The organism is Pseudomonas quercus (genome assembly GCF_012033695.1).
GTDB classification, from domain to species: Bacteria; Pseudomonadota; Gammaproteobacteria; order Pseudomonadales; family Pseudomonadaceae; genus Aquipseudomonas; species Aquipseudomonas quercus.
In genome coordinates this window covers 157,851-180,553 of the sequence record NZ_JAAVJI010000002.1, presented here as the reverse complement: position 1 = coordinate 180,553, position 22,703 = coordinate 157,851, and the positions used below count along the sequence as shown (strand labels likewise).

The following is a 22,703-nucleotide window of genomic DNA, read 5'->3' as shown; positions in this document are numbered from 1 at the left end:
GCCCCCGTGAGATCAGCCGGCTACCAATACCCGAATCGCCTCAAGCCGCAAGGCCGCTTTCGATAGCATTTCCATGCCTTGCTCGCGCTGGTCGCGCAGGGCTTGAACCTCGCTCTCCCGTACACTGGGGTTGATGGCGCGTAAGGCGGTCAGGCGAGCGATTTCCTCGTCCAGCTCGGCTGCCAGGCGCCGCTGCGCTTCGGCCACGCGCTCTGCATGGCGTGGCGCAACCTTGGCCTCGGCCGCATTGATACGGGGCCCCAGTGCATCCCGCTGCGCTTGGATGAACTTGTTGGCGCTGCCCTTGGGCACGCTTTCAAGCTGGTCGTTAAGGGTTTCAAAGGCCACACGTGGCGCCAGGTCGTTGCCATTGCCGTCCAGCAGGCAGCGCAAGGCCACAGGCGGCAGGAAGCGGCCAAGTTGCAGGGCCCTTGGCGCTACAGCTTCACTGACGTAAAGCAGTTCGAGCAATACCGTCCCGGGCTTGAGCGCCTTGTTCTTGATCAGCGCTACGGCCGTGTTGCCCATGGAGCCGGACAGCACCAGGTCCATGCCACCCTGAACCATCGGGTGTTCCCAAGTCAGGAACTGCATGTCTTCACGTGACAACGCCTGTTGGCGGTCATAGGTGATGGTCACACCTTCGTCGTCGCCGAGAGGGAAGCTGGCGTCCAGCATCTTTTCACTAGGTTTGAGGATGAGGGCGTTTTCCGAATGGTCCTCGCTGTCGATACCGAAGGCGTCGAACAGGGTTTCCATATAGATAGGCAAGGCGAACTGATCGTCTTGCTCTTCAATGGCCTCGACCAGCGCCTGGCCCTCGCCCGCACCACCGGAGTTAAGCTCCAGCAGCCGGTCGCGGCCGCTGTGCAGCTCGGCCTCCAGTTTCTCGCGCTCGGCACGGGCCTCCAGAATCAAGGCATCGAATGCTGCGTCGCTACCCCCTTCAAGCTGGGCCTGAAGTTGTTCGCCATAGCGGTGCTGGAGCGTGTTGCCAGTGGGGCAGGTGGCAAGGAATGCGTTCAGGGCTTCATGGTACCAGCGGAACTGCCGCGCTTGTGGCGTGCCGGCCAGGTAGGGTACGTGCAACTGAATCACGTGCTTCTGGCCGATGCGGTCCAGGCGGCCAATGCGTTGTTCGAGCAGGTCTGGGTGGGCAGGCAGGTCGAACAATACCAAGTGGTGAGCAAACTGGAAGTTGCGCCCTTCAGAGCCGATTTCCGAACAGATGAGCACTTGCGCGCCGTATTCCTCGTCCGCGAAGTAGGCTGCCGCGCGGTCACGTTCCAGAATGCTCATGCCTTCGTGGAAGGTGGTAGCCGGAATACCGGAGCGCACGCGCAGCGCGTCTTCCAGGTCCATGGCCGTTTCGGCACGTGCGCAGATCACCAGCACTTTGACCTTTTTCAGCGACTTCAGCGTGTCGATCAACCAGGTTACCCGTGGGTCGAAGCGCCACCAGCGGTTGTCGTCCGTTTCGCCCTGTGCGGGTTCTACCACCAGCTCCGGATGCAGCGCCTGAAGGCCGCGTAACTCGGCATATTCCACCGGCGCGTCCAGCGCACAGGCATGCAGCTCGCGCTCGGGGAAACCCTGGATAGCCGCACGGGTATTACGGAACAGCACGCGGCCTGTACCGTGGCGGTCCAGCAGCTCGCGGATCAGGCGCGCACTGGCTTCAGCGTCACCGTCCTGTACCGCGCCCAGCAGTGCCTCACCCTCGGCACCCAGGAAATCATGGATGGTCTTGTGTGCCGCCTGGGACAGCCGGCCCTGCTCCAGCAGTTCCTGCACTGCTTCAGCGATGGGTTTGTAGTGTTCACTCTCCCGGCGGAAGGCTTCCAGGTCATGGAAGCGGTTCGGGTCCAGCAAGCGCAGGCGGGCGAAGTGGCTGTCCAGGCCCAGTTGCTCGGGGGTGGCTGTCAGCAGCAGCACGCTTGGAATCACCTGGGCCAGTTGATCGACCAGGCTGTACTCCGGGCTAGGTTTTTCCGGGTGCCAGACCAGATGGTGCGCTTCGTCCACCACCAGCATGTCCCAGCCTGCCGCAAACAGGGCGTCCTGGGCCTTTTCCGATTCGGTCAGCCACTCCAGGGATACCAAGGCCAATTGGGCATCGTCGAACGGGTTGCTGGCATCGCTTTCCAGGAAGCGCTCGGCATCGAACAAAGCCACTTCGAGGTTGAAGCGGCGGCGCATTTCCACCAGCCATTGGTGTTGCAGGTTTTCCGGCAGCAGGATAAGCACGCGGCTGGCACGGCCGCTGAGCAACTGCCGATGAATGATCAGGCCGGCTTCGATGGTCTTGCCCAGGCCGACTTCGTCCGCCAGCAGGACGCGGGGTGCGATACGGTCTGCCACTTCCCGAGCAATGTGCAACTGGTGGGCAATGGGTTGGGCGCGTACGCCGCCCAGGCCCCATAGCGAGGACTGAACCTGCCGGCTGCTGTGCTGCAAGGTGTTATAGCGCAGCGAGAACCATTGCAGGGGGTCGATCTGCCCGGCAAACAGGCGGTCGCTGGGCAAGCGGAACTGAATGAAGTTGGACAGCTGGGTTTCCGGCAAGGTACGAGGTTCGTGCTGGGCATCGAAGCCGTGGTACACCAGCAGGCCATCCACGTCTTCCACCTCGCGCACGGTCAGCTTCCAGCCCTCGAAGTGCGTGATCGAGTCGCCGGGTGAAAACCGTACGCGGGTGAGGGGGGCGTTGCGCAGTGCGTACTGGCGCGTATCCCCGGTAGAGGGGTAGAGCACTGTCAGCAGGCGGCCGTCCTGAGCGATGACCGTACCCAGCCCCAGTTCCGCTTCGCTGTCGCTGATCCAGCGTTGTCCTGGTTGATACTGCTGCGCCATGCCTTACTCCGCCTGCAAAAACCGGGGATTCTAACGGATCGCCCGGTCAGAACCAAAGGCGCCTTGCGCAATTGTAGGCCAGCTTTGGCGAATGCCACAGACGAAGCGCCTCAAGTTGGCCAGCGGTTGGCCGATAGCTTGGTCAGCCAGGGCTCCGTCATCCTGTTCAGGATCCGGTAGGCCCCTTTGACAGGCACTTGGAGGAAAGATGATTCCACCTGTGACATTGCAGCCTTTTGTGCCGGTAAATCCTCAACTGGACCCCATCCGGCCAACACCTGACATTGCACCCGTGGCCCCTGCACAGCCAGCGTCCACCGAAACCGATATCGACCTGCGCAATCGCGAACGCGAGGATGCCGCGGCATTGGTGCGGGCGTTCGAGGAGCGGCGCAAGCGCCAGGAACGCAATGGCCAGGCTTCGCCTGCCGTGGTGCTGGCGGGCGATGAGCTCAATGCTGATAATACAGTGCCTGCCGTCCCCCTGATGGAGGCGCCGCCTCGCCAGGGTTTGTGGGTAGACCTTGAAGTGTGACTGGTCAGCCAGGCGGGGACGCGCCATGATACGACCACATTCCTGACGTGCCATGACCATGAGCCAAGACGACAACCTTCTGGATTTTACTGCCGAACGCGCACGCCGGCAGCACGACCTCAATGAAAAACGCCTGCGTGAAGTGCGCAATGCGTTCGAGCAGGCCATGCCCATGGCCGGAAAAAAGAAGCCTAAGAAGAAACCGAAGAAGCGTTGACCTGGATCAAGCCGTAACGCGGGAAGGGGTATTAACCTTCAAGGCCTGAGGCAGCAATACCCCGCTGCCCTCGGGCACGCACGGCATATTCAGGGCGGCTTGGGCCGCCTTTTTTTTGCCTGTTTGAAAGCGGATCAGCCCACAGTGATGGTCGGCAGCGCTGCGAGCGTTACCGTCTGCGGCTTGCGCGGCGCAAGAATGTCCGCTTCCCCGTCCACCACCAGCTCTTCATGCTGGTTGAACACGCGTGTAGCAATCCGCACCTTGAACTTGGGCAGCTTTTCCAGGATCTCCAGGCGTACCGTCAGCGTGTCGCCTATTTTCACGGGCTTCTGGAACGTCATCTGCTGGCCCAGGTAAATAGTCCCCGGCCCAGGCAGTTCGCAGGCCACTGCCGCGCTGATCAGGGCGCCGGTGATCATGCCGTGGGCAATGCGCTCCTTGAACAGGGTTTTGGCAGCGTAGTCTGCGTCCAGGTGCACCGGGTTGCGGTCGCCGGAAAGCTCTGCGAACAGCTGGATTTCCCGCTCGGTCACGGTACGGCTGTAACTGGCGGTCTGGCCGATTTCAAGGGCTTCATAGGGCGTGTTGGTGCTGTCGGTCATGGAGGGTCGATCCTGTTCGCGCAAAGGCGCTTAGTGTATCGCCATGTGACGTGTCTATTTCAATTCAGGATGTAAATAACGCAACCCTGGCAGTTGCCATAGTCCGCTCAGCTGCTAATTTCGCCCCAAGGCTGCGCTGGCATGAAGCCCGCGCCTCAAGCAGGGGAGAATAACAATGCAACCTGACTTCTGGGCCGACAAGCGCCCCGCAGGCTTACCGGCCACGCTGGATTTCACCACCTGGGCCTCTGTAGTAGAGGTGTTCCAGCACGCCTGCGGCGCCTTTGCCGACAAGCCCGCCTACAGCAACCTGGGGCGCACGCTCACCTATGGCCAACTAAAGTGCGAAGCGGAGGCCTTTGCTGCCTGGCTGCAACGGCATACCGACCTGGTGCCTGGCGACCGCATCGCTGTCCAACTGCCCAATGTGCTTCAGTACCCTGTCGCTGTGTTCGGCGCCCTCTGCGCAGGGCTGATCGTTGTGAACACCAACCCGCTGTACACCACGCGGGAAATGCGCCATCAGTTCAAGGATTCGGGTGCTCGGGCCCTGGTTTACTTGAACCTGTTTGGCGACCGCGTTCAACAGGTGGTCGCCGACACGCCCATGGACTACCTGATTGAAGCCAAAATGGGCGACCTGCTGTCGCCCGCCCAAGGCTGGCTGGTGAACCTGGCGGTGGCAAGGTTGAAAAAGCAGGTCCCCCACTATCATCTGCCCCAGGCCATTGGCTACACTCAGGCGCTGAAGCTGGGCCGCAAGGGCGCTGTCACGCCTGTTGCCCTGTGCCGGGAAGACACTGCTGTATTGCAGTACACCGGCGGTACCACCGGCGTGGCCAAAGGCGCGATGCTGACCCATGGCAACCTGCTTGCAAATATGCAGCAAGTGCAGGCGTGCTTTAGCCAATCAGGTGCCGATGGCCAACCGCTGGTGCGTGAAGGCCAGGAAACTGCCATTGCGCCGCTCCCGCTTTACCATATCTACGCCTTTACGGCGCATTGCCTCTGCCTGATGGTCACCGGCAATCACAACGTGCTCATCACCAACCCACGCGACATTCCTGCCTTTATCAAGGTGCTGGGCCGTTGGCGGTTCACGTCTTTCGTTGGGTTGAACACCTTGTTCGTGGCGCTGATGGATCATCCGGGGTTCGCGAGGCTGGATCTTTCCGCACTCAAGGTCACGAACTCGGGTGGCACGGCACTGGTGAAGGCGACCGCGCAACGGTGGGAAGCGCTTACGGGTTGCCGAATCACCGAAGGCTACGGCCTGACAGAAACCTCGCCGGTGGTGTGCACCAACCCCTACGGTAGTGGGGCGCGCCTGGGTACAGTGGGCCTACCCGTGGTAGGTACGGCGCTAAAGGTTATCGACGAGCAGGGCCAGGCGCTCCCCTTGGGTGAGGCCGGCGAGCTATGCGTGCGAGGGCCCCAGGTGATGAAAGGTTACTGGCAGCGCCCAGAAGAAACGGCGCAGACCCTGGACGGCGAAGGCTGGCTGAAAACCGGCGACATTGCAATCATCGACCCTGACGGTTTTGTGCGCATTGTGGACCGCAAGAAAGACATGATCATTGTGTCCGGCTTCAACGTGTACCCCAACGAAGTGGAGGAGGTAGTGATGGCCCACCCTGAGGTGCTCAACTGCGCAGCGATCGGCGTACCTGACGAACGTACGGGGGAGGCCATACGGCTATTCGTGGTGCCGCGGGCCAAGGGCCTGGAGGTGGCAGCCCTCAGCCACTGGTGCCGTGACAACCTTGCACCGTACAAGGTGCCCAGGCAGGTTGTGATACGGGACGCCTTGCCCATGACACCTGTGGGAAAAATACTGCGCCGTGCACTACGAGAGGAAGCCTACGCTTCAGAAGGGCACGCGGAGAAGAATTGCCAGGTTTAGAGTAATTACACTAAACGTGACTGATGGCGGTTATCGAGTGTTCAATATGACCTTTGCCTGGGGTCTGGCTCTAGGCGGTTTTTCCCAAAGCTGATAATCTCGGCCCGCTTTTCACCATATCTATAAGAACCGCATCGACTGCGGTGATCTCGCCGCACGAGGAGCAGGGTTTTCATGGCCGACAATTTCTGGGCAGACAAGTACCCGCCGGGCATTCCCGCCGAGATCGATCCAGATGCGTACCCTAATATCCAGGCCGTGCTCCAGCAGTCGTGCCAGCGGTTCGCCCACAAACCTGCGTTCAGCAACCTGGGCCAGACGCTTACCTACGGTGACCTGTACACGCTGTCCGGTGCCTTTGCGGCCTGGTTGCAGCAGCATACGGACCTGGTGCCAGGCGACCGCATCGCCGTGCAACTGCCCAATGTGCTGCAATACCCGGTCGCCGTGTTCGGCGCGATACGGGCCGGGCTGATCGTGGTCAACACCAACCCGCTGTACACGGCGCGGGAAATGGAACATCAGTTCAAGGATTCCGGTGCCAAGGCATTGGTGTGCCTGGCGAACATGGCTCACCTTGCCCAGGCAGTCGTACCCAAGACCGCCGTGCGTCATGTGATCGTGACCGAAGTGGCCGACCTGCTGCCGCCGGTCAAGCGGCTGTTGGTCAACAGCGTGGTGCGGTACGTCAAGAAAATGGTCCCGCCCTACCATATTCCGGGTGCAGTACGGTTCAACCAGGCCCTTGCCTTGGGCCGTGGCGTCGCCGTCAAAGAGGTATCGCCCAGCAGTGGCGAAGTGGCCGTGCTGCAATACACTGGCGGTACAACAGGCGTGGCCAAGGGCGCCATGCTCACCCACCGCAACCTGGTGGCCAACATGCTGCAGTGCAAGGCGCTGATGGGGTCGAACCTGGCAGAAGGCAGCGAAGTGCTGATTACACCCCTGCCGCTGTACCACATCTATGCGTTCACCTTCCACTGCATGGCCATGATGCTGATGGGCAACCACAATGTGCTTATCAGTAACCCGCGTGACCTGTCGGCCATGGTCAAAGAGCTGGGCAAGTGGAAATTCAGTGGGTTCGTGGGGCTTAACACGCTGTTCGTTGCCCTGTGCAACAACGCTGACTTCCGCAAGCTGGACTTCTCTGCGCTCAAGCTCACGCTTTCTGGTGGCATGGCATTGCAATCGGCGGTAGCCGAGCGTTGGCGTGAAACCACGGGCTGCTCCATTTGCGAAGGCTATGGCATGACCGAAACCAGCCCCGTGGCCACGGTCAACCCTAAGCAAGGCATTCAAATCGGCACCATCGGCATTCCTGTCTGTTCCACGCTTTGCCGTGTCATCGACGACAGTGGGCGCGAACTGGGCTTTGGAGAAGCCGGGGAGCTGTGCGTGAAAGGCCCGCAGGTGATGAAAGGGTACTGGGAGCGCCCGGAAGCCACGGCAGAGATGCTGGATGCCGACGGTTGGCTCAAGACCGGCGATATCGCGGTCATTCAGCCAGACGGCTACATCCGGATCGTGGACCGCAAGAAGGACATGATCCTGGTGTCTGGTTTCAATGTGTACCCCAACGAGCTCGAAGACGTGCTGGTCACCTTGCCCGGCGTTCTGCAGTGTGCAGCCATTGGTATCCCGGATGAAAAATCCGGCGAGACCATCAAGGTGTTCGTGGTAGTCAAGCCTGGCATGACCGTTACACGTGATCAGGTGATGGACCATATGCGCGCCAACATGACCGGCTACAAGGTGCCTAAAACCGTTGAGTTCCGCGACAGTTTACCCACCACGAACGTTGGCAAGATCCTGCGTCGCGAGTTGCGTGACGAAGAGCTGAAAAAGCTGGGGCTCAAGAAAACCGCTTGAGGCATAAGGGCGACGCGCCGGCTCATCTGCCGGCGCCCCTGCAGGCGCCCCCAAACTCTGGCAAATCTGCGACAATCCCGGTCACATTTTCTACCGTGCCCGCCCGGGCCACACTGATGACCGAACCCACGCCGTCCCTCGATACCCTGTTGCGCAACCTTGACCTGGCCCAGACCGCCGACCGCCATCGCCTGCGGCGGCAATTGCACGAGCTGCGTAAAGCACCCGACGAGGCCAAGCTGGCCCGTTGGCTGGAACGCTATGAAGCGTCTTGCGCTGTTGTAGCAGCGCGGCGTGCCAGCGTACCGACCATTCGCTACGACGATCAGCTGCCGATTGCTGCCAAGCGCGACGAGATCAAGGCGCTTATCGCCAAGCATCAAGTGGTGATCATTGCGGGCGAAACCGGGTCCGGCAAAACCACTCAGTTGCCCAAAATCTGCTTGGAACTGGGGCGTGGGCAGGCGGGGCTGATTGCCCATACCCAGCCGCGCCGGATTGCCGCCCGTAGCGTGGCAACCCGAGTGGCCGAGGAACTGGGTACGCCCCTGGGCAGCCTGGTGGGCTATCAGGTACGTTTCGAGGACCAGAGCAGCGCCAGCAGCCTGGTAAAGCTGATGACAGACGGCATCTTGCTGGCGGAAACACAGCACGACCGTTTCCTTGAGCGCTACGACACTATCATTGTGGACGAGGCCCATGAGCGCAGCCTGAACATCGACTTCCTGCTGGGCTACCTCAAAACCCTGCTGCCACGCCGCCCGGACCTGAAAGTCATCATCACCTCGGCCACCATCGACCTGGAGCGCTTTTCCCAGCACTTCGACGGCGCCCCCGTGATCGAAGTATCAGGCCGCACTTTTCCGGTAGACGTATGGTATCGCCCGCTGGTGGGCGAGCAGGACGAAGACGGCAATACGGTGGAAGAAGACCTGAGCATGGACCAGGGCATTCTCGCCGCGCTCGAAGAGTTTGCCGAGCTGGAACGCCAGGATCGGAAAAGCCCAGGGGACGTGCTGGTGTTCCTGCCGGGTGAGCGAGAGATCCGCGATGCGGCTGAGTTCCTTCGCAAGGCCCAGCTACGCCATACCGAAATACTGCCGCTGTATGCGCGGCTGTCACCGGCCGAGCAGCAGCGCATTTTCCAGTCCCACCCTGGTCGGCGCGTAGTGCTTGCAACCAACGTGGCCGAAACGTCCCTGACCGTACCGGGCATTCGCTATGTGATTGACACCGGTACGGCGCGCATCAGCCGCTACAGCTACCGCGCCAAGGTACAGCGGTTACCTATCGAAGCGGTGTCCCAGGCCAGCGCCAACCAGCGCAAGGGCCGCTGCGGCCGCGTTGAGCCAGGGCTGTGTGTGCGCCTGTACAGCGAGGAGGATTTCAACGCACGGCCGGCCTTCACCGACCCGGAAATTCTTCGCACTAACTTGGCAGCGGTGATTCTGCAGATGCTGCACCTGCGGCTGGGTGCCATCGATGCCTTCCCCTTTATCGAGCCACCGGACGGCAAGGCCGTCAGCGATGGCTTCAACCTGTTGCAGGAACTGCGCGCGGTCAACCGCGAAAACCAGCTCACGCCGCTGGGCCGCCAGTTGGCCCGCCTGCCTGTAGACCCGCGCCTGGCGCGCATGCTGCTGGAGGGCGCCCAGCAGGGCAGCCTGGCCGAGGTGCTGATCGTGGCCAGCGCACTGTCCGTACAAGACCCTCGCGAGCGCCCGCCAGAGCGTCAGCAAGCTGCCGACCAGGCCCATGCTCAATGGAAGGACGTGGATTCCGACTTTGCCGGGCTGGTGAACCTGTGGAACGGTTTTGAGGAGCAGCGTCAGTCGCTGGGCAGCAACCCGTTGCGCAACTGGTGCCGCAAACAGTTCCTCAATTACTTGCGCTTGCGCGAGTGGCGCGACGCGCACCGCCAATTGGCGCTGATCTGCCGCGACCTGCAATTGCCAGTCAACCCGGAGCCGGCCGACTACGTCAAGCTGCACAAGGCTATTCTGTCCGGCTTACTGAGCCAGATAGGGCAGAAAACGGAAGAGGGGGACTACCTGGGGGCACGGCAACGGCGATTCTGGGTTCACCCGTCCAGTGGCATCGGGCGCAAGCGGCCCCAATGGTTGATGGCCGCCGAGCTGGTGGAAACCACCAAGCTGTACGCCCGCATGGTCGCCAAGATCGATGCCCAGTGGCTGGAGCCGTTGGCTGAGCACTTGATCAAACGCAACCATTTCGAGCCCCACTGGGAAAAGAAGCGGGGCCAGGTGGTGGCCTTCGAGCAGATCACGCTCTATGGCCTGATTATCATTGGCCGCCGCCCGGTTCATTTCGGGCCGATCGACCCTGTCGCTTCCCGGGAGCTGTTTATCCGCGAAGGCCTGGTGCGCGGGGAGATCCAGTCTCGTGCGCGGTGCCTGACGGCCAACCGCCACTTGCTGGAGCGCCTGGACGAGTTGGAAGCCAAGGCTCGCCGCCGCGACATCCTGGCCGATGAAGAAACACTCTATAACTTCTACGAAGCCCGGCTGCCTGCAGAGATCCACCAGACCGCCACCTTCGACAGCTGGTATCGCGTTCACAGCCAGAAAAACCCGAACCTGCTGATTATGCGGGAGGAGGATGTACTGGCCCGTGAGGCTAGCGAAGTCACGGCAGCCCTGTACCCCGATACGCTGCACCTGGGTGACCTGGCCTTGCCCCTCACCTATCATTTCGAGCCGGGCAATGCCCGTGATGGCGTGACCCTGCGGGTGCCAGCACCTTTGCTCAACACGCTACCGGCCGAGCGCCTGGCCTGGCTGGTGCCGGGGTTGATCGAGGCCCGCTGCGTGGCCCTCGTGCGTAACCTGCCCAAGGCCGTACGCAAGAATTTCGTACCGGTGCCAGACTTCATAAAAGCCGCGCTGGCGCGCATGGTCTTCGGCCAGGGTTCGTTACCTCAGGCACTGGGCGCTGAGCTTACCCGCATGACGGGCGCCCGTGTGAGCGAAGAGGACTGGGCCGACGCCGAGCGCCAGTTGGAAGGCCACCTGCGCATGAACCTTGAAGTGGTGGACGCCCAGGGTAAGTTCCTGGGGGAAGGCCGCGACCTGGGCACCCTCACCGCACGTTTCGCTGAGGCCGGGCAGGCGGCACTGGCCATGCCTGCGGCTACCCAGGCGTCCGGGCCGGTGCAGCCCAAAGCCTTTGCCTCTGTGGCCGAAACCGCGCGGCATAACGTCGCCGGCCTTCAGCTCACGGTCTATCCGGCCTTGGTGGAGGAGCAGGGCGAAGTGCGCGAAGGCCGGTTTTCCACGGCAGCCGAAGCCGACTATCAACACCGGCGCGCCCTGCAACGCTTGCTGTTGCAGCAATTGGCAGAGCCGGCGCGTTTCCTGCGCAGCAAGCTACCAGGGCAAACCCAGATGGGCCTGTTGTACCGGGACCTGGGGCGTATCGAGGCCTTGGTCGAAGACATATTGCTGGCCAGCCTGGACAGCTGCGTGCTGGAGGGGGAGGCCAACCTGCCGCGCGAAGGCGCTGGGCTGGCCAGCCTGGCCGAACGCAAGCGCGGTAGCTGGGCTGAGCATGCCGAGCGGTTGGCGCGCCTGGTACTGGAGATCCTGACCTTGTGGCACGGCTTGCAGAAGCGTTTCAAGGGCCGTATCGACCTGGCTCAGGCCGTTGCACTCAACGACATCAAGCAGCAACTGGCCGGGCTGGTCTACCCTGGGTTCGTTCGGGAAACACCGGCCCAGTGGCTTAAAGAACTGCCACGCTACCTCAAGGGTATCGAGCTTCGCCTGGAGAAAGTAGGCACTCAGGTGCAACGTGATCGTGTCTGGAGCGGCGAACTGGGCGAGTTGTGGGCGCAGTACCAGGCACGTGCTGTCAAGCACGCCCAGGAGGGCAAGCGCGACCCTGAGCTGGCGGTGTACCGCTGGTGGCTTGAGGAGTACCGGGTATCGCTCTTCGCCCAGCAGCTGGGCACGAAAGTGCCGATTTCAGACAAGCGCCTGGCCAAGCAGTGGGCATTGGTAGAAGCCTGATGCCAATGGGCACGTTCGTGCCAAGTGTGGCAAAATCTGCGGGCTTCGCCTCATAGGCGCCCCTATTCAGAGGAACGAACGTGTACAACGTCGTTATCAGCGGTACCGGGCTGTTCACACCGCCCCACAGCATTACCAATGAAGAGCTGGTGGCATCGTTCAATACCTGGGTGCACCAGCACAATGCCGCACATGCCGAGGTCATCGACCGGGGCGAGCAGGAGCCCCTCGCGGAGTCCAATGCGGCTTTCATCGAGAAAGCGTCTGGCATCAAAAGCCGTTTCGTGATGGACAAGGCCGGTATCCTGGACCCGCAACGCATGGTGCCGCGCTTGCCCGAGCGCAGCAATGACGAGCCATCGATTCTGTGTGAAATGGCCACGGCGGCAGCCCGGCAGGCATTGGACCGAGCAGGGCGTACGGCCGCCGATGTAGATGCAGTCATCGTGGCCTGTTCCAACCTGCAACGGCCTTACCCAGCCGTGGCGATCGAGGTGCAACAGGCCTTGGGTATCCAAGGGTTTGGTTTCGACATGAACGTGGCCTGCTCGTCCGCCACCTTCGGCATTCAGGCAGCCGCCAACGCTGTTCAGCTGGGCCAGGCCCGTGCGGTGCTGGTGGTCAGCCCAGAGATCTGTACGGGCCATCTGAACTTCCGCGATCGCGATAGCCATTTTATCTTTGGTGACGCCGCTACCGCCGTGCTGGTGGAGCGGGCGGACCTGGCCACTTCGCCGTACCAGTTCGACGTGGTCAGCACCAAGCTGATCACGCAGTTCTCAAACAACATTCGCAACAACTTCGGCTTCCTCAACCGGGCAGCGGAAGAGGGCGCCCTGGCACAGGACAAACTGTTCGTGCAGGAAGGCCGCAAAGTATTCCGCGAAGTGTGCCCCATGGTGGCTGAGCTGGTGGGCAAACACCTGGAAGAAAACGACATCGAAGTCAGCCGGGTGTCACGGTTCTGGCTGCATCAGGCGAACCTGAGCATGAACCAGCTGATCGTGAAAAAACTGCTGGGGCGCGATGCTACGGCAGACGAAGCGCCGGTGATTCTTGATACCTACGCCAATACCAGCTCTGCCGGTTCGGTGATTGCCCTGCACAAACACCAGGATGACCTGCCCCAAGGCGCCCTGGGCGTGCTGAGTTCGTTTGGCGCCGGTTACTCCATTGGCAGCGTGATCCTGCGCAAGCGTTGAAACACGTGTTGGCGCTATGATGCCGACACGCAGGTGAGGCCCTTAACCCAGGCGTTGGCACGCGTACGCCTGCGTCTGGTAAGGGAACTCGATGGTCGCCCGGCCCGCCAATGCTGGGTGATCATGAATCAGTTCGCGTAACTGTTGTGCGACTGCGGCGTTATCAGCAGCAGGCAGGCTGGCAATAAAGCTGACCGACAGAAAGCGGTTCATGATGACGGTTTCGGCTGTACCCGCATGGGTGTAGCCGAAGCACGTGGGTTCGGGGGCGGAAAAAAGTGTTCCATCGAACGGCGCTAGCCACTTCCCTGTATGAAACCTCGGTGTATCACCCTCGTACGGCGTGATAATCCGCGTGATCTCCGCTACCCAGTCCACCGACTCATCACGCACATTCCACACCAGCCCCAGCCGCCCTTCCGGCTTGAGCACCCTGTGAATCTCTTCAAGGGCTTTTCGTTCGGCAAACCAGTGAAAAGCCTGGGCACACAGTACGGCATCGACGTTGCTGTCCGGCAAGGGAAGGGCTTGTGCGGTACCGGGGGCTACCTCAATATCCGGGAAGCTTTGTATAAAAGCCTGGCGCATGGCCTCCACCGGTTCAATGGCGACCACGTGATCGCTGAGCGGTGTCAGCAGACGGGTAAACTTTCCCGTACCTGCGCCCAGGTCGACCACACGAGCCTGTGGGGTAATGTTCATCGTGTGGCTGAGCCAGGTGCTCAGCCCCTCGGGGTAGTCTGGGCGGCCCTGGGTATACCGCTGCGCCTCTGCCGAATAACCCTTTAGTGCAGCGTTGTGGACAGACGACATGGAGCAAGCACCTATCGTTGTGGAGGGTGCAGTATAGTCCAGGTTCGTCTGTGGGACCGGGCGCAGCCGAAGGCGGAGACCGGGAACAGGCCTCCGCGCAATGGGCTGCAGCAAACAGGTCACAGCACCCTTAGAACTTCGCTTCCAAGTCCACTTGAAGGGTATCGACGTCCGTGTCGGTACGGTTGGTGACATAGGTGTCGGACTCGGCCATGAAGTAGGTTGCGCCCAAGGCAAAGTTCTTGTCGATGTCGTAGGACACTTTCAGCTTGTGGCCCCGCGCGCCGGTGAAGCCGCCGCCGAAATCAGAATCGGTGAAGGCGCCCACCACCGCATTACGCTGAACGTCGCGGTAGTTGTAATCCAGGCTCCACTTGTCGAAGACCTTGGTCTTGGCGCCCACCAACCAGGCACTGTCGGCGTCGTCGCTGGCGTCTGCGTTCTTCACGTATTGGCCATACACGGCCAGGGGGATCACCATGCCGGTGATGTCCATCTGGGCGAAGCCTTCGTACAGCTTGAATTGTTCGGCGGCGGTGTTGCCGTTCACCGATAGCTTGCCCGATCCGGCGGTATCGTCACCGTCACCGTCGAAGCCGTACACGCTGCCACCGACGGTCAGTTTCAGGTTATCGGTAAGGCCGAACCGGCCGCCCAACTGCCCTGCGTACATGCGTAGGTCGTGGCGGAACTGCACACCTTCGCCGTCTACGTTGTCTTTGAGGTTGTAGTAGCCCGCGCTGCCGAACAACTCGTTGCCGCCGCCGATCGAACGCTTGTAAGCGGCAGAAACGCCTTCCGGGTTGATGTCGCCATCCCAGATCACATCACCCATGTTCACCCACTGCTGGGTCATCTTGCCACCCACCAGGTGCAGGTCTGGCAGGGCCGTGGGGTGCCAGTCCAGGTAGGCCAGGTCTACCCAGGAGCTCTTCTTGACGAAATAGTTGTCCAGGTTTTCATTGGTAGAGCGTGCATCGCTGCTGCTCCCCGTGGCCAGGCGAATGCCTGCGTCCACTTGTGGGTTGATCTGGCTGTACACCCCAAAGCGGGCGCGTACGCGCTGGCGGTCGGTGTCCTTGCCACTGTTGCTGGCAGCACCATCGGTGTTCTGATCTTCGTAGCGCAGGCGAACGTCGCCTTTTATCTGGGTTTTCGACGCCCATGCCACTTTCTGTTCAAAGGCAGACAGCTCTTCTTTCTTGGCCTGGGCTGCTGCGACCTGCTGCTGTTGCTGCGCTTGCCTGTCGCGATCCAGCTCGCCCTTGAGTTCGGCGTATTGGCTGCCACTGATCGAACCGTTAGCGCGGAGCATTTCCAGCAGCTTTTCATCGACGGCCGCCGAGGCGGGCAGGCTGGCTGCCAGCAGCAGGGCTGCGCAGGCGCCGGCACCGGTTCGTGTTGAAACAAGACGCATAAGTTACTCCCTGGTTAAGAGCGGGACGTGGTCATCCCAAGGCAGGTCCGATCAGGACGGCAGCGGGGTTGAGCCCCGTCTTCGAAAACAGGCGCAAGTATTGCGAGGGGGTGTGACAGGTGAGTGGCAGCCACATGGCAGGTTGATGACAAGCGAAGCGGTGCGAGCCGCTCTGGAAAAGGGGTTGCACGCTGACGGCAGGCGCCTTGCCACTATGCTGGATCACGCCGTTGGTAGCCTGAGCTGTAAAACCCGTGCATTTTTCAGCACTATGGATAGCTACTGCACCTTGGGGATCGATTCATGACCATACAGATTGCAACCTGCCTGGCAGAGGTGCCGCCGCAGGCCTGGGATGGGTTGCTGACCGATGCCCAGCCTTTTCTGCGTCACGGCTTTCTCAGCAGCCTGGAAGACAGCGGCAGCGTGGGCCGCGGCACCGGCTGGCGCGCCGAGCACCTGTTGTGGTGGCACAAAGGGGTGCTACGTGCCGCCATGCCGGCCTACCGAAAAAGCCACTCCTATGGCGAGTATGTGTTCGACCATGGCTGGGCCGACGCCTGCCGCCGTGCCGGGCTGGCGTACTATCCCAAACTGTTGTGTGCAGTACCGTTCAGCCCAGTGACCGGCCAGCGTGTGCTCGGCGACCCGGCGCACGGCCTGGCCCTGCTACGGGCAATCCCCGAGCACCTGGCAACGGCGGGCTACTCTGGCGCCCATGTGAATTTCACCGAGGCTGGGGTCGATCACCTGCTTGCCCAGGAGCCGGGCTGGCTTGAACGGCTAGGTTGCCAATACCATTGGCACAACCGGGGCTACCGGGATTTCCAGGATTTTCTCGATACCCTCAACTCACGCAAGCGCAAGCAGATGCGCAAGGAGCGCGAGCAGGTGGCGGCGCAAGGCTTTGAGTTTCAGTGGCTGGAAGGCCGTGAGCTTGGCGAGGCTCACTGGGACTTTGTCTACGCCTGCTATGCCAATACCTATGAAGTACGTGGCCAGGCGCCGTACCTGGAGCGCGCGTTTTTCAGCCTGCTGGCCGAGCGCATGCCAGACGCCATTCGCGTGGTGTTTGCCCACCAGCGCGGCCGGCCTGTGGCCATGGCCTTCTGCCTAATGGACGGGCAGACGTTATACGGCCGCTACTGGGGCTGCCTGGCGGAGTTCGACCGGCTGCATTTCGAAACCTGTTTCTACCAAGGCATGGACCAGGCCATTGCCTTGGGGCTGTCGCGCTTCGATGCCGGCGCGCAGGGTGAGCACAAGCTGATCCGGGGCTTCGAACCGGTCATTACCCGGTCCTGGCATTACCTGATGCACACAGGCCTTCGGGACGCGGTGGCCGAATATCTGGACGGTGAACGCGAGGGCATCATGCAGTACGCCCTGGAGGCGCGTGGCGCGTTGCCTTACCGGCAAGCGGATAGCAATTAGTGCCCGAGTTGGGTTGCAAACTGCTGCACTGCACTCACCACCTTTTGCGCACCATCCTGGATTTCCACAATAACGCTGCCGGCCTGGCCGGCCAGTTCCATGCCGGCCTGGGCCTGCTGCTGGCCCGTGGCGATAACGCCCACTGCATCGGACGCCAGCTTCTGGTTCTTCTGCACCACGCCGGCGATTTCAGCCGTGGCTTGGGTGGTACGTGAAGCCAACTGGCGGACTTCATCGGCGACAACCGCAAAACCACGCCCTTGTTCTCCCGCACGTGCCGCCTCAATGGCTGCGTTGAGCGCCAGCAAATTGGTTTGCTCGGCAATGCCGCTGATGGTCTTGATGATGGTGCTGATAACCTGGCTCTGCTGGTCCAGGGCCTGAATGCCTGCAGCCGCTTCTTCCATCTGCCGTGCCAAGCCGTTCATCACGGCAACGGTCTGCTGCACTACATCCGCACCCCTGTGGGCGGTGCTGTCGGTCTGCACGGAAGTGCTGTAGGCAATGGTGGCGGCATCGGCCACTGCCCGCTCGCGGTCAACCTGCTCTGTGATCACAGTGGCAAACTTGATGATCTTCACCAGCCGGTCGTTCGGGTCCAGTACCGGATTATACGAAGCCTCCAGCCACACCGGTCGGCCTTGGCTGTCTACCCGCTGGAAACGCGTGGCCACATATTCACCACGGCGCAGTTGATCCCAGAACGCTTGGTAGGCCGGTGAGCTTACCTCTTCAGGAGTGCAGAAGAGGCGATGGTGCTTACCCTTGATCTGCTCAAGGCGATAACCCATCGCGCCCAGAAAGCGATCGTTGGCGGTGAGCACATTGCCTTGCAAATCGAATTCGATCACGGCGGTGGAACGGAGCAGGGCCTTGATCACGCCTTCCTGTTCGCGGGAGGTTTCAATGGTGCGGGTCAGGTCATTGGCATAGAGGATAAACTCGGTGACCGCACCGCTGCTGTCCCGGGCCGGGACCAGCAACACGCGCAGCCAGGCTTCACGACCGTCCCTGCGCAGCAGGCGCAAGGCGCCACTGAAGCTTTCTGCGCGCTCAAGGGCGGTGCGTACTCGCAGGTGAAAGGGGTCGCGTTTCACATGGGCCGGGACCAGGTCTTCCAGTGGCTTGCCGAGCAGTTCCGCCCGGCGGTAAAGCATCTCTGTTTCAAAGTTCGCATTCACATGCTGAATGCAGCCTTTGGGGTCTAGGCGGATAACCAGCATGTCCGCGTCGAGCAGTGAGCGTATCTGCTGGGTAGTCGCATGCTGTTCGCGCAGCGTCGCCAGTTCGGATTTGAGTTGTTTGTTAAACATGGCGCACTCCTGACAGGACCCGCAAAATGGATGTCAGGGCATCGGCCATAGGGAGCTGCGCTTTAATCACACGGCTTTAGTGCCGACGAAGGGACCAGGCCAAGGTCAACCGTGAACCTGCAAGGGCAGGCTGAATACGAACCGGGTGCCCGCGTCGGTAGAGGCCACCTGGAGTTCGCCGCCATGGGCCACAGCGATGTGATGGGCGATGTAGAGCCCCAGGCCTAGGCCGTTTCCGGGCCGCTCATTGCGGCGCCGTTGAAAAGGCTGGAACAGCTGCGCCAGCACCGCGTCTTCGATGGCTGGGCCATAGTTATGCACACTGATAAGCAGGTGGTCCGGCGTTCGTTCGGCAGTCAAGGTCACAGGCTGGTCCTGAGCGCCGTGCAGGATGGCATTGCTCAGCAGGTTGGACACCAGTTGCGTCACACGCTCCCGGTCGCAGTGCACGCCTTCCAGGTTGCCGAGCACGGCCTGCACTTCCCGGTTCGGATAGATACCTTCGATTTCCTTGACCACTTGCTGCAAGGCCTGGGACAGGTCGGGGCAAAGGGCTACCTTCAAAGTAAGGCCACCGCCCAGCCGCCCTCGGGCAAAGTCCAGCACGTCTGCCACCAGGCGGGACGCCCGTTCACCACTGGCGCGGATGTGTTCGACAACGGTTCTTGAACGGTCTTCCAACGTACGCCTGAGCAACAGCTCAGCGCCGGCGCTGATGGCGAACAGGGGGTTGCGCAGGTCATGGCCGAGTACCGCAATGAACTGGTCACGCAACTCTGCGGCTTCTTGTTCGCGCAACAGTGCTGCTTCAGTGCGTTGCTGCGTTAGCTCGGTTTCGATCATTACCGACAGCAACCGGGCGAATGATTCGACCATGGCAGGGGCGGTGCTGTCTCTCAAGGGGATAGGCTGCGGGTCGAACGCGCAGATGGTGCCGAACAGGCGGCCATCGGGGAAGAACATAGGCACGGAAATATAGCTTTCAAAACGATACAGCTGCGGTGCGGGGTGATCGCAAAAGCCTGGGTCTTCACTGGCATGATCGATGACGATGGGCTTGTGGCTATCGCGCAACTCATCGCACAAGGTGGTATGCAAAGCCAACTCATCCCCCGGAGCCAAGCCAAAGCCCAGGCGGTCATCCACGGCACAGGCCATCCAGTGGGTATCGGTTACCCGTGCAACGGCCGCAAAGCGAAGGCCGGTGGTTTCGCACACCACTTGAAGCATGGCAGGCACAGCCTGTATCCGGCTGATAAGGGCGACGTCATCGTTCAGGTGGCTTGCCATCATGAGGTGTCCAATGGAATTCGATGGCGAAGTTTAGGCCATGTGTGAACGTTCCCGAAACCCGGAGATGCGGGGTGCGCCCCAAAGCAGTGGCCTGTATGCTCAAGCCCTGGCCCTACATTCACTTATCCCGTATGAAACGATTGGTTGCTACAGGAGTGCTATTGCTGATGGCCCTACCGCCTCTTGCATCCGCTTTGGAAGATGATCGCCTGCCGCATTCACGCATGGCCGATGGCCGCTATCAGAACCTCACGGTGTCACCCCCAGATGGCGTGCTGAAAAAGCTGCGTATCGGTGTCAAGTTTCTACTCATGCGCAAACCCCCGCAAACGCGCCCTCAGGCACCGTTGCCCGTGCAGCCTCTGAGCCGCCAGGTGCTGGTGGAGGCGCCGGACAACAGCCTGTGGCGGCTGGGGCATTCCACGTTATTGATCAAGACCCACGGCGTGTTCTTCCTTACCGATCCGGTCTTCTCGGAGCGTGCCTCGCCCGTGCAGTGGGCCGGCCCCAAGCGCTTTCACGCGCCGCCGCTGAGCCTGGATGACCTGCCGCCCTTGGCGGCGGTGGTGCTCTCCCACAACCATTACGACCACCTGGACCACGCCAGCATCATGGCCCTTGCGGCCAAGACCGAGCACTTCCTGGCCCCGCTGGGCGTAGGCGAAACCCTCATGGAGTGGGGCGTACCCGCGCACAAGGTCCGCCAGCTGGACTGGTGGCAGGAAACAGAGGTGGCCGGTGTTCGCCTGGCTGCCACGCCTGCGCAGCATTTTTCCGGGCGTAGCCTTACCGACAGCAACCGAACCCTGTGGGCCTCCTGGGTGCTGATCGACCCCCAATGGCGGCTGTTCTTCAGTGGTGATTCGGGCTATTTCGAGGGTTTCAAAGCTATTGGTGAGCGCTACGGCCCGTTTGACCTGGCGTTGGTGGAAACCGGTGCCTACAACGCGGCCTGGCCTAACGTGCACATGCAACCTGAGGAAAGCCTGAAGGCCTGCCAGGATGTGCAAGGGCGCTGGATGGTTCCCATCCATAACGGTACTTTCGACCTGGCTTTCCACGCCTGGCAAGAACCCTTCGAGCGCATCACCCGCCTGGCTGACGCTGCCGGTGTGCCCCTGGCTACCCCTCACCTGGGCGAGCGGCTGGATCTGCTGCATCCGCACCGGGGCGTCGCTTGGTGGCGTGAGGTAGAGGCCATGCCCCTGGCCGAGAGCGAGCAGGGGCAGGTATACCGGCCCTGATTATTTTGTAGGAGAGGTAGAGGCGTCGCTGCGGATCTGCGCATGGCTGATCAGAGCAAAGATGAAGCTACCGCCAATGATGTTGCCGGCCAGGGTGGGGCCGGCGAAGCCCAGCCAGAAGTCGCTCCAAGGAAGTTCACCCGCCCATACCAGGTAGGACACCTCGGCAGCGCCCACCACGATGTGCGTGAAGTCACCCAGGGCCATCAGGTAGGTGATCATAATGATCACCCAGATGCGAGCGTTGTCCAGGGCCGCGATCATCCACACCATGGTGGCAATCATCCAGCCCGAGATAATGCCTTTGGAAAACATCTGCCCTGGGGCGTTTTCCATGACCTTGTGGCCGATTTCGAGAAAGGCCTTGTCCGTGGCGGTATCGAAAATAGGCAGGTGCAGCATGATCCAGGACACGAACAGAGTGCCCACCAGGTTACCCCCCAGTACCACGGCCCACAGGCGCAGCAAGCGGGTGAAGTTGGCCAGGGTAGGGTGGGTCATGACCGGCAGTACGGCTGTGATGGTGTTTTCGGTGAACAATTGCTGGCGGGCCAGAATCACGGCCAGAAAGCCGGCCGAATAGCCGAAGCTGGCGATCACATGGCTGGACTCGCCGCCTGGCAGGCGTGCGTTGAGCAGCCCCATGGCCATCAACGAGAGGCCCATGGTCAGGCCAGCAGCCAACGCAGACCAGAACAGTGCCGCCACACTGCGCTCCAGTTCATGGTCACCCTGGCTGCGAATGATCTCATGTAGCACGGCGGGGCGCGGTGGGGTGCTTTCTTCCACCTCGTCTTTTTCGTCGTTCGAAAGCCCAGGTGTCTCTTTGCCGGAGGCTTCAATGCCTGGCTGTTCAGGGCCCTGTTCACCAAGCTGTTCAGCGGGTCGTTCGGCGCTGTGTGGGGAGGTGTCGCGGCGTTCTTGTTCAGTCATCGTAGGTTCGCTCCTGGCAGTGTGCTACTGACTGCCGCCCGTTGTGTTAGTTGCCTACCCCGAACAACTCCCGCAGGGCCACGGTGTATTCGCGGCTGCCCACTGTCATGCTGTTGTTATGGGTGCCGCCGGGTACCAGCAACAGCCGCTTGGGCTCGGCCGCTGCCGCGAACAAGGCCTGGCTGAAACGGTCCGGTACGTACTTGTCATCGGTGCCGTGCACGATCAGTACGGGCATGCGAACACCGCCGATTTTATCCACGGAGTCGAACTTCTCCGACAGCACCCAACGAAGGGGCAATGAGGTGTCGATCACCGCCATGGCCGCATCGGCCATGTTGGTGAAGGTGGATTCGACGATCAGGCCTGAGGCGGGGGCAGCATCACCTTCACCAATACGTTTGGCCAGGTCCACGGCGATGGCGCCCCCCAAGGAGTGCCCGTAGATAAAGCGCTTGGCCGGGTTGGGCTGCAGCGTGACCAAGCGTTCCCAAGCGGCCTGTGCATCCTGGTAGACGCTGCGCTCGGACGGTAGCGCGCCTGGGCTATCACCAAAACCGCGGTAATCGATGGCCAACACCGAGAAGCCCATGGCCCGCAGTTGGCTGATGCGTCGAAGCTGGGCGGTGAGGTTCCAACGGGTGCCATGCAGGTAAAGCACCGACGGCGCCCCCTTGGCCGGTGATGGCCACCACCAGGCATGCAGGTATTGCCTAGGGTTGGCCAGGTCGGCGGTGACAGGAATAGTCATGTCCACCATGCCGTCCGGCACCCCGCTGAACCAGCTTGCCTGGCCGGGCTCGATGCTGAAGATCAGCTCCCGCTCCTTGTAGGCCAGGCGCGAGCACCCGTAGGGTAGGCCCACGGCCAGAAACAGGGCCAGGCCTGCCAGGGTGAGCCAGCAGCGGTGAGGGGAGCGTGCAGGAGCCATGGGCAATGCCTTGAGGTGCGTGAGAAAACGACTCAGTGATAGACCGCTGCGCTGGGGATGGGTTGCGGTGCTTAGCTGGGTGGGTTTAGAAGCACCTGGTAGGACGGCGG

At 61.4% G+C, this 22,703-nt stretch carries 15 protein-coding genes and 2 pseudogenes; 8 read left to right on the top strand and 9 right to left on the bottom strand.

What is annotated here, in order from left to right:
- Window positions 1-12: 12 nt before the first annotated feature.
- Window positions 13-2,853, bottom strand: a complete 2,841-nt coding sequence (gene rapA / locus HBH25_RS04060; protein ID WP_168081804.1) for an RNA polymerase-associated protein RapA — start codon at window positions 2,851-2,853, stop codon at window positions 13-15.
- 208 nt (window positions 2,854-3,061) lie between these two features.
- On the opposite strand from rapA, the gene HBH25_RS04055 reads away from it, so the two are divergent.
- Window positions 3,062-3,388: an aspartate-semialdehyde dehydrogenase gene (locus HBH25_RS04055; RefSeq protein ID WP_168081802.1), complete on the top strand. Its 327-nt coding sequence runs from the start codon at window positions 3,062-3,064 to the stop codon at window positions 3,386-3,388.
- Between the two features lie 52 nt (window positions 3,389-3,440).
- Window positions 3,441-3,605, top strand: coding sequence for a hypothetical protein (locus tag HBH25_RS04050; protein ID WP_168081494.1), 165 nt, complete (start codon window positions 3,441-3,443; stop codon window positions 3,603-3,605).
- Between the two features lie 134 nt (window positions 3,606-3,739).
- On the opposite strand, the gene HBH25_RS04045 is transcribed toward HBH25_RS04050, so the two are convergent.
- A complete protein-coding gene (locus tag HBH25_RS04045) occupies window positions 3,740-4,210 on the bottom strand; it encodes a MaoC family dehydratase (RefSeq protein ID WP_168081800.1) in 471 nt (156 codons plus the stop codon).
- Window positions 4,211-4,385: 175 nt separating this feature from the next.
- Between HBH25_RS04045 and HBH25_RS04040 the strand changes: the two genes are divergently transcribed.
- The 4 genes from HBH25_RS04040 (at window position 4,386) to HBH25_RS04025 (ending at window position 13,215) form a co-directional block, all read left to right on the top strand.
- Window positions 4,386-6,113 (top strand): long-chain-fatty-acid--CoA ligase, encoded by a 1,728-nt coding sequence (locus tag HBH25_RS04040; RefSeq protein WP_168081798.1) that lies wholly within the window; start codon window positions 4,386-4,388, stop codon window positions 6,111-6,113.
- A 174-nt stretch (window positions 6,114-6,287) separates the two neighbouring features.
- Complete coding sequence (fadD1, locus tag HBH25_RS04035; RefSeq protein WP_168081796.1) at window positions 6,288-7,985, top strand: long-chain-fatty-acid--CoA ligase FadD1; 1,698 nt, start codon at window positions 6,288-6,290, stop codon at window positions 7,983-7,985.
- A gap of 116 nt (window positions 7,986-8,101) precedes the next feature.
- Entirely contained in the window at window positions 8,102-12,013 is a 3,912-nt protein-coding gene (gene hrpA / locus HBH25_RS04030) for an ATP-dependent RNA helicase HrpA (protein WP_168081794.1), read from the top strand.
- 80 nt (window positions 12,014-12,093) lie between these two features.
- A complete protein-coding gene (locus HBH25_RS04025; RefSeq protein WP_168081792.1) occupies window positions 12,094-13,215 on the top strand; it encodes a beta-ketoacyl-ACP synthase III in 1,122 nt (373 codons plus the stop codon).
- A 42-nt stretch (window positions 13,216-13,257) separates the two neighbouring features.
- On the opposite strand, the gene HBH25_RS04020 is transcribed toward HBH25_RS04025, so the two are convergent.
- Together HBH25_RS04020 and HBH25_RS04015 are read right to left on the bottom strand one after the other, a co-directional pair.
- Complete coding sequence (locus tag HBH25_RS04020; RefSeq protein WP_168081790.1) at window positions 13,258-14,028, bottom strand: class I SAM-dependent methyltransferase; 771 nt, start codon at window positions 14,026-14,028, stop codon at window positions 13,258-13,260.
- Window positions 14,029-14,158: 130 nt separating this feature from the next.
- Complete coding sequence (locus tag HBH25_RS04015; protein ID WP_168081788.1) at window positions 14,159-15,445, bottom strand: putative porin; 1,287 nt, start codon at window positions 15,443-15,445, stop codon at window positions 14,159-14,161.
- Between the two features lie 303 nt (window positions 15,446-15,748).
- Here HBH25_RS04015 and HBH25_RS04010 point away from each other — a divergent pair, with 303 nt between their 5' ends.
- A complete protein-coding gene (locus HBH25_RS04010) occupies window positions 15,749-16,879 on the top strand; it encodes a GNAT family N-acetyltransferase (protein ID WP_168081786.1) in 1,131 nt (376 codons plus the stop codon).
- Here the strand turns inward: HBH25_RS04010 and HBH25_RS23675 are convergent.
- From HBH25_RS23675 to HBH25_RS04000, 3 genes and pseudogenes are all read right to left on the bottom strand, one after another.
- A pseudogene (locus tag HBH25_RS23675) lies at window positions 16,876-17,307 on the bottom strand (methyl-accepting chemotaxis protein); the annotation flags it as partial. The gene HBH25_RS04010 and the pseudogene HBH25_RS23675 sit on opposite strands and share 4 nt — an antisense overlap.
- Before the next feature lie 108 nt (window positions 17,308-17,415).
- Window positions 17,416-18,102: pseudogene (locus HBH25_RS23670) on the bottom strand (PAS domain-containing protein); the annotation flags it as partial.
- 195 nt (window positions 18,103-18,297) lie between these two features.
- Complete coding sequence (locus HBH25_RS04000; RefSeq protein WP_168082652.1) at window positions 18,298-19,482, bottom strand: sensor histidine kinase; 1,185 nt, start codon at window positions 19,480-19,482, stop codon at window positions 18,298-18,300.
- A gap of 134 nt (window positions 19,483-19,616) precedes the next feature.
- Here HBH25_RS04000 and HBH25_RS03995 point away from each other — a divergent pair, with 134 nt between their 5' ends.
- Window positions 19,617-20,729, top strand: a complete 1,113-nt coding sequence (locus HBH25_RS03995) for an MBL fold metallo-hydrolase (RefSeq protein ID WP_168081782.1) — start codon at window positions 19,617-19,619, stop codon at window positions 20,727-20,729.
- On the opposite strand, the gene HBH25_RS03990 is transcribed toward HBH25_RS03995, so the two are convergent.
- A complete protein-coding gene (locus HBH25_RS03990; protein ID WP_168081780.1) occupies window positions 20,730-21,662 on the bottom strand; it encodes a formate/nitrite transporter family protein in 933 nt (310 codons plus the stop codon). It lies immediately after the preceding gene.
- A 46-nt stretch (window positions 21,663-21,708) separates the two neighbouring features.
- Window positions 21,709-22,593: an alpha/beta hydrolase gene (locus HBH25_RS03985; RefSeq protein ID WP_168081778.1), complete on the bottom strand. Its 885-nt coding sequence runs from the start codon at window positions 22,591-22,593 to the stop codon at window positions 21,709-21,711.
- Between the last annotated feature and the right edge of the window lie 110 nt (window positions 22,594-22,703).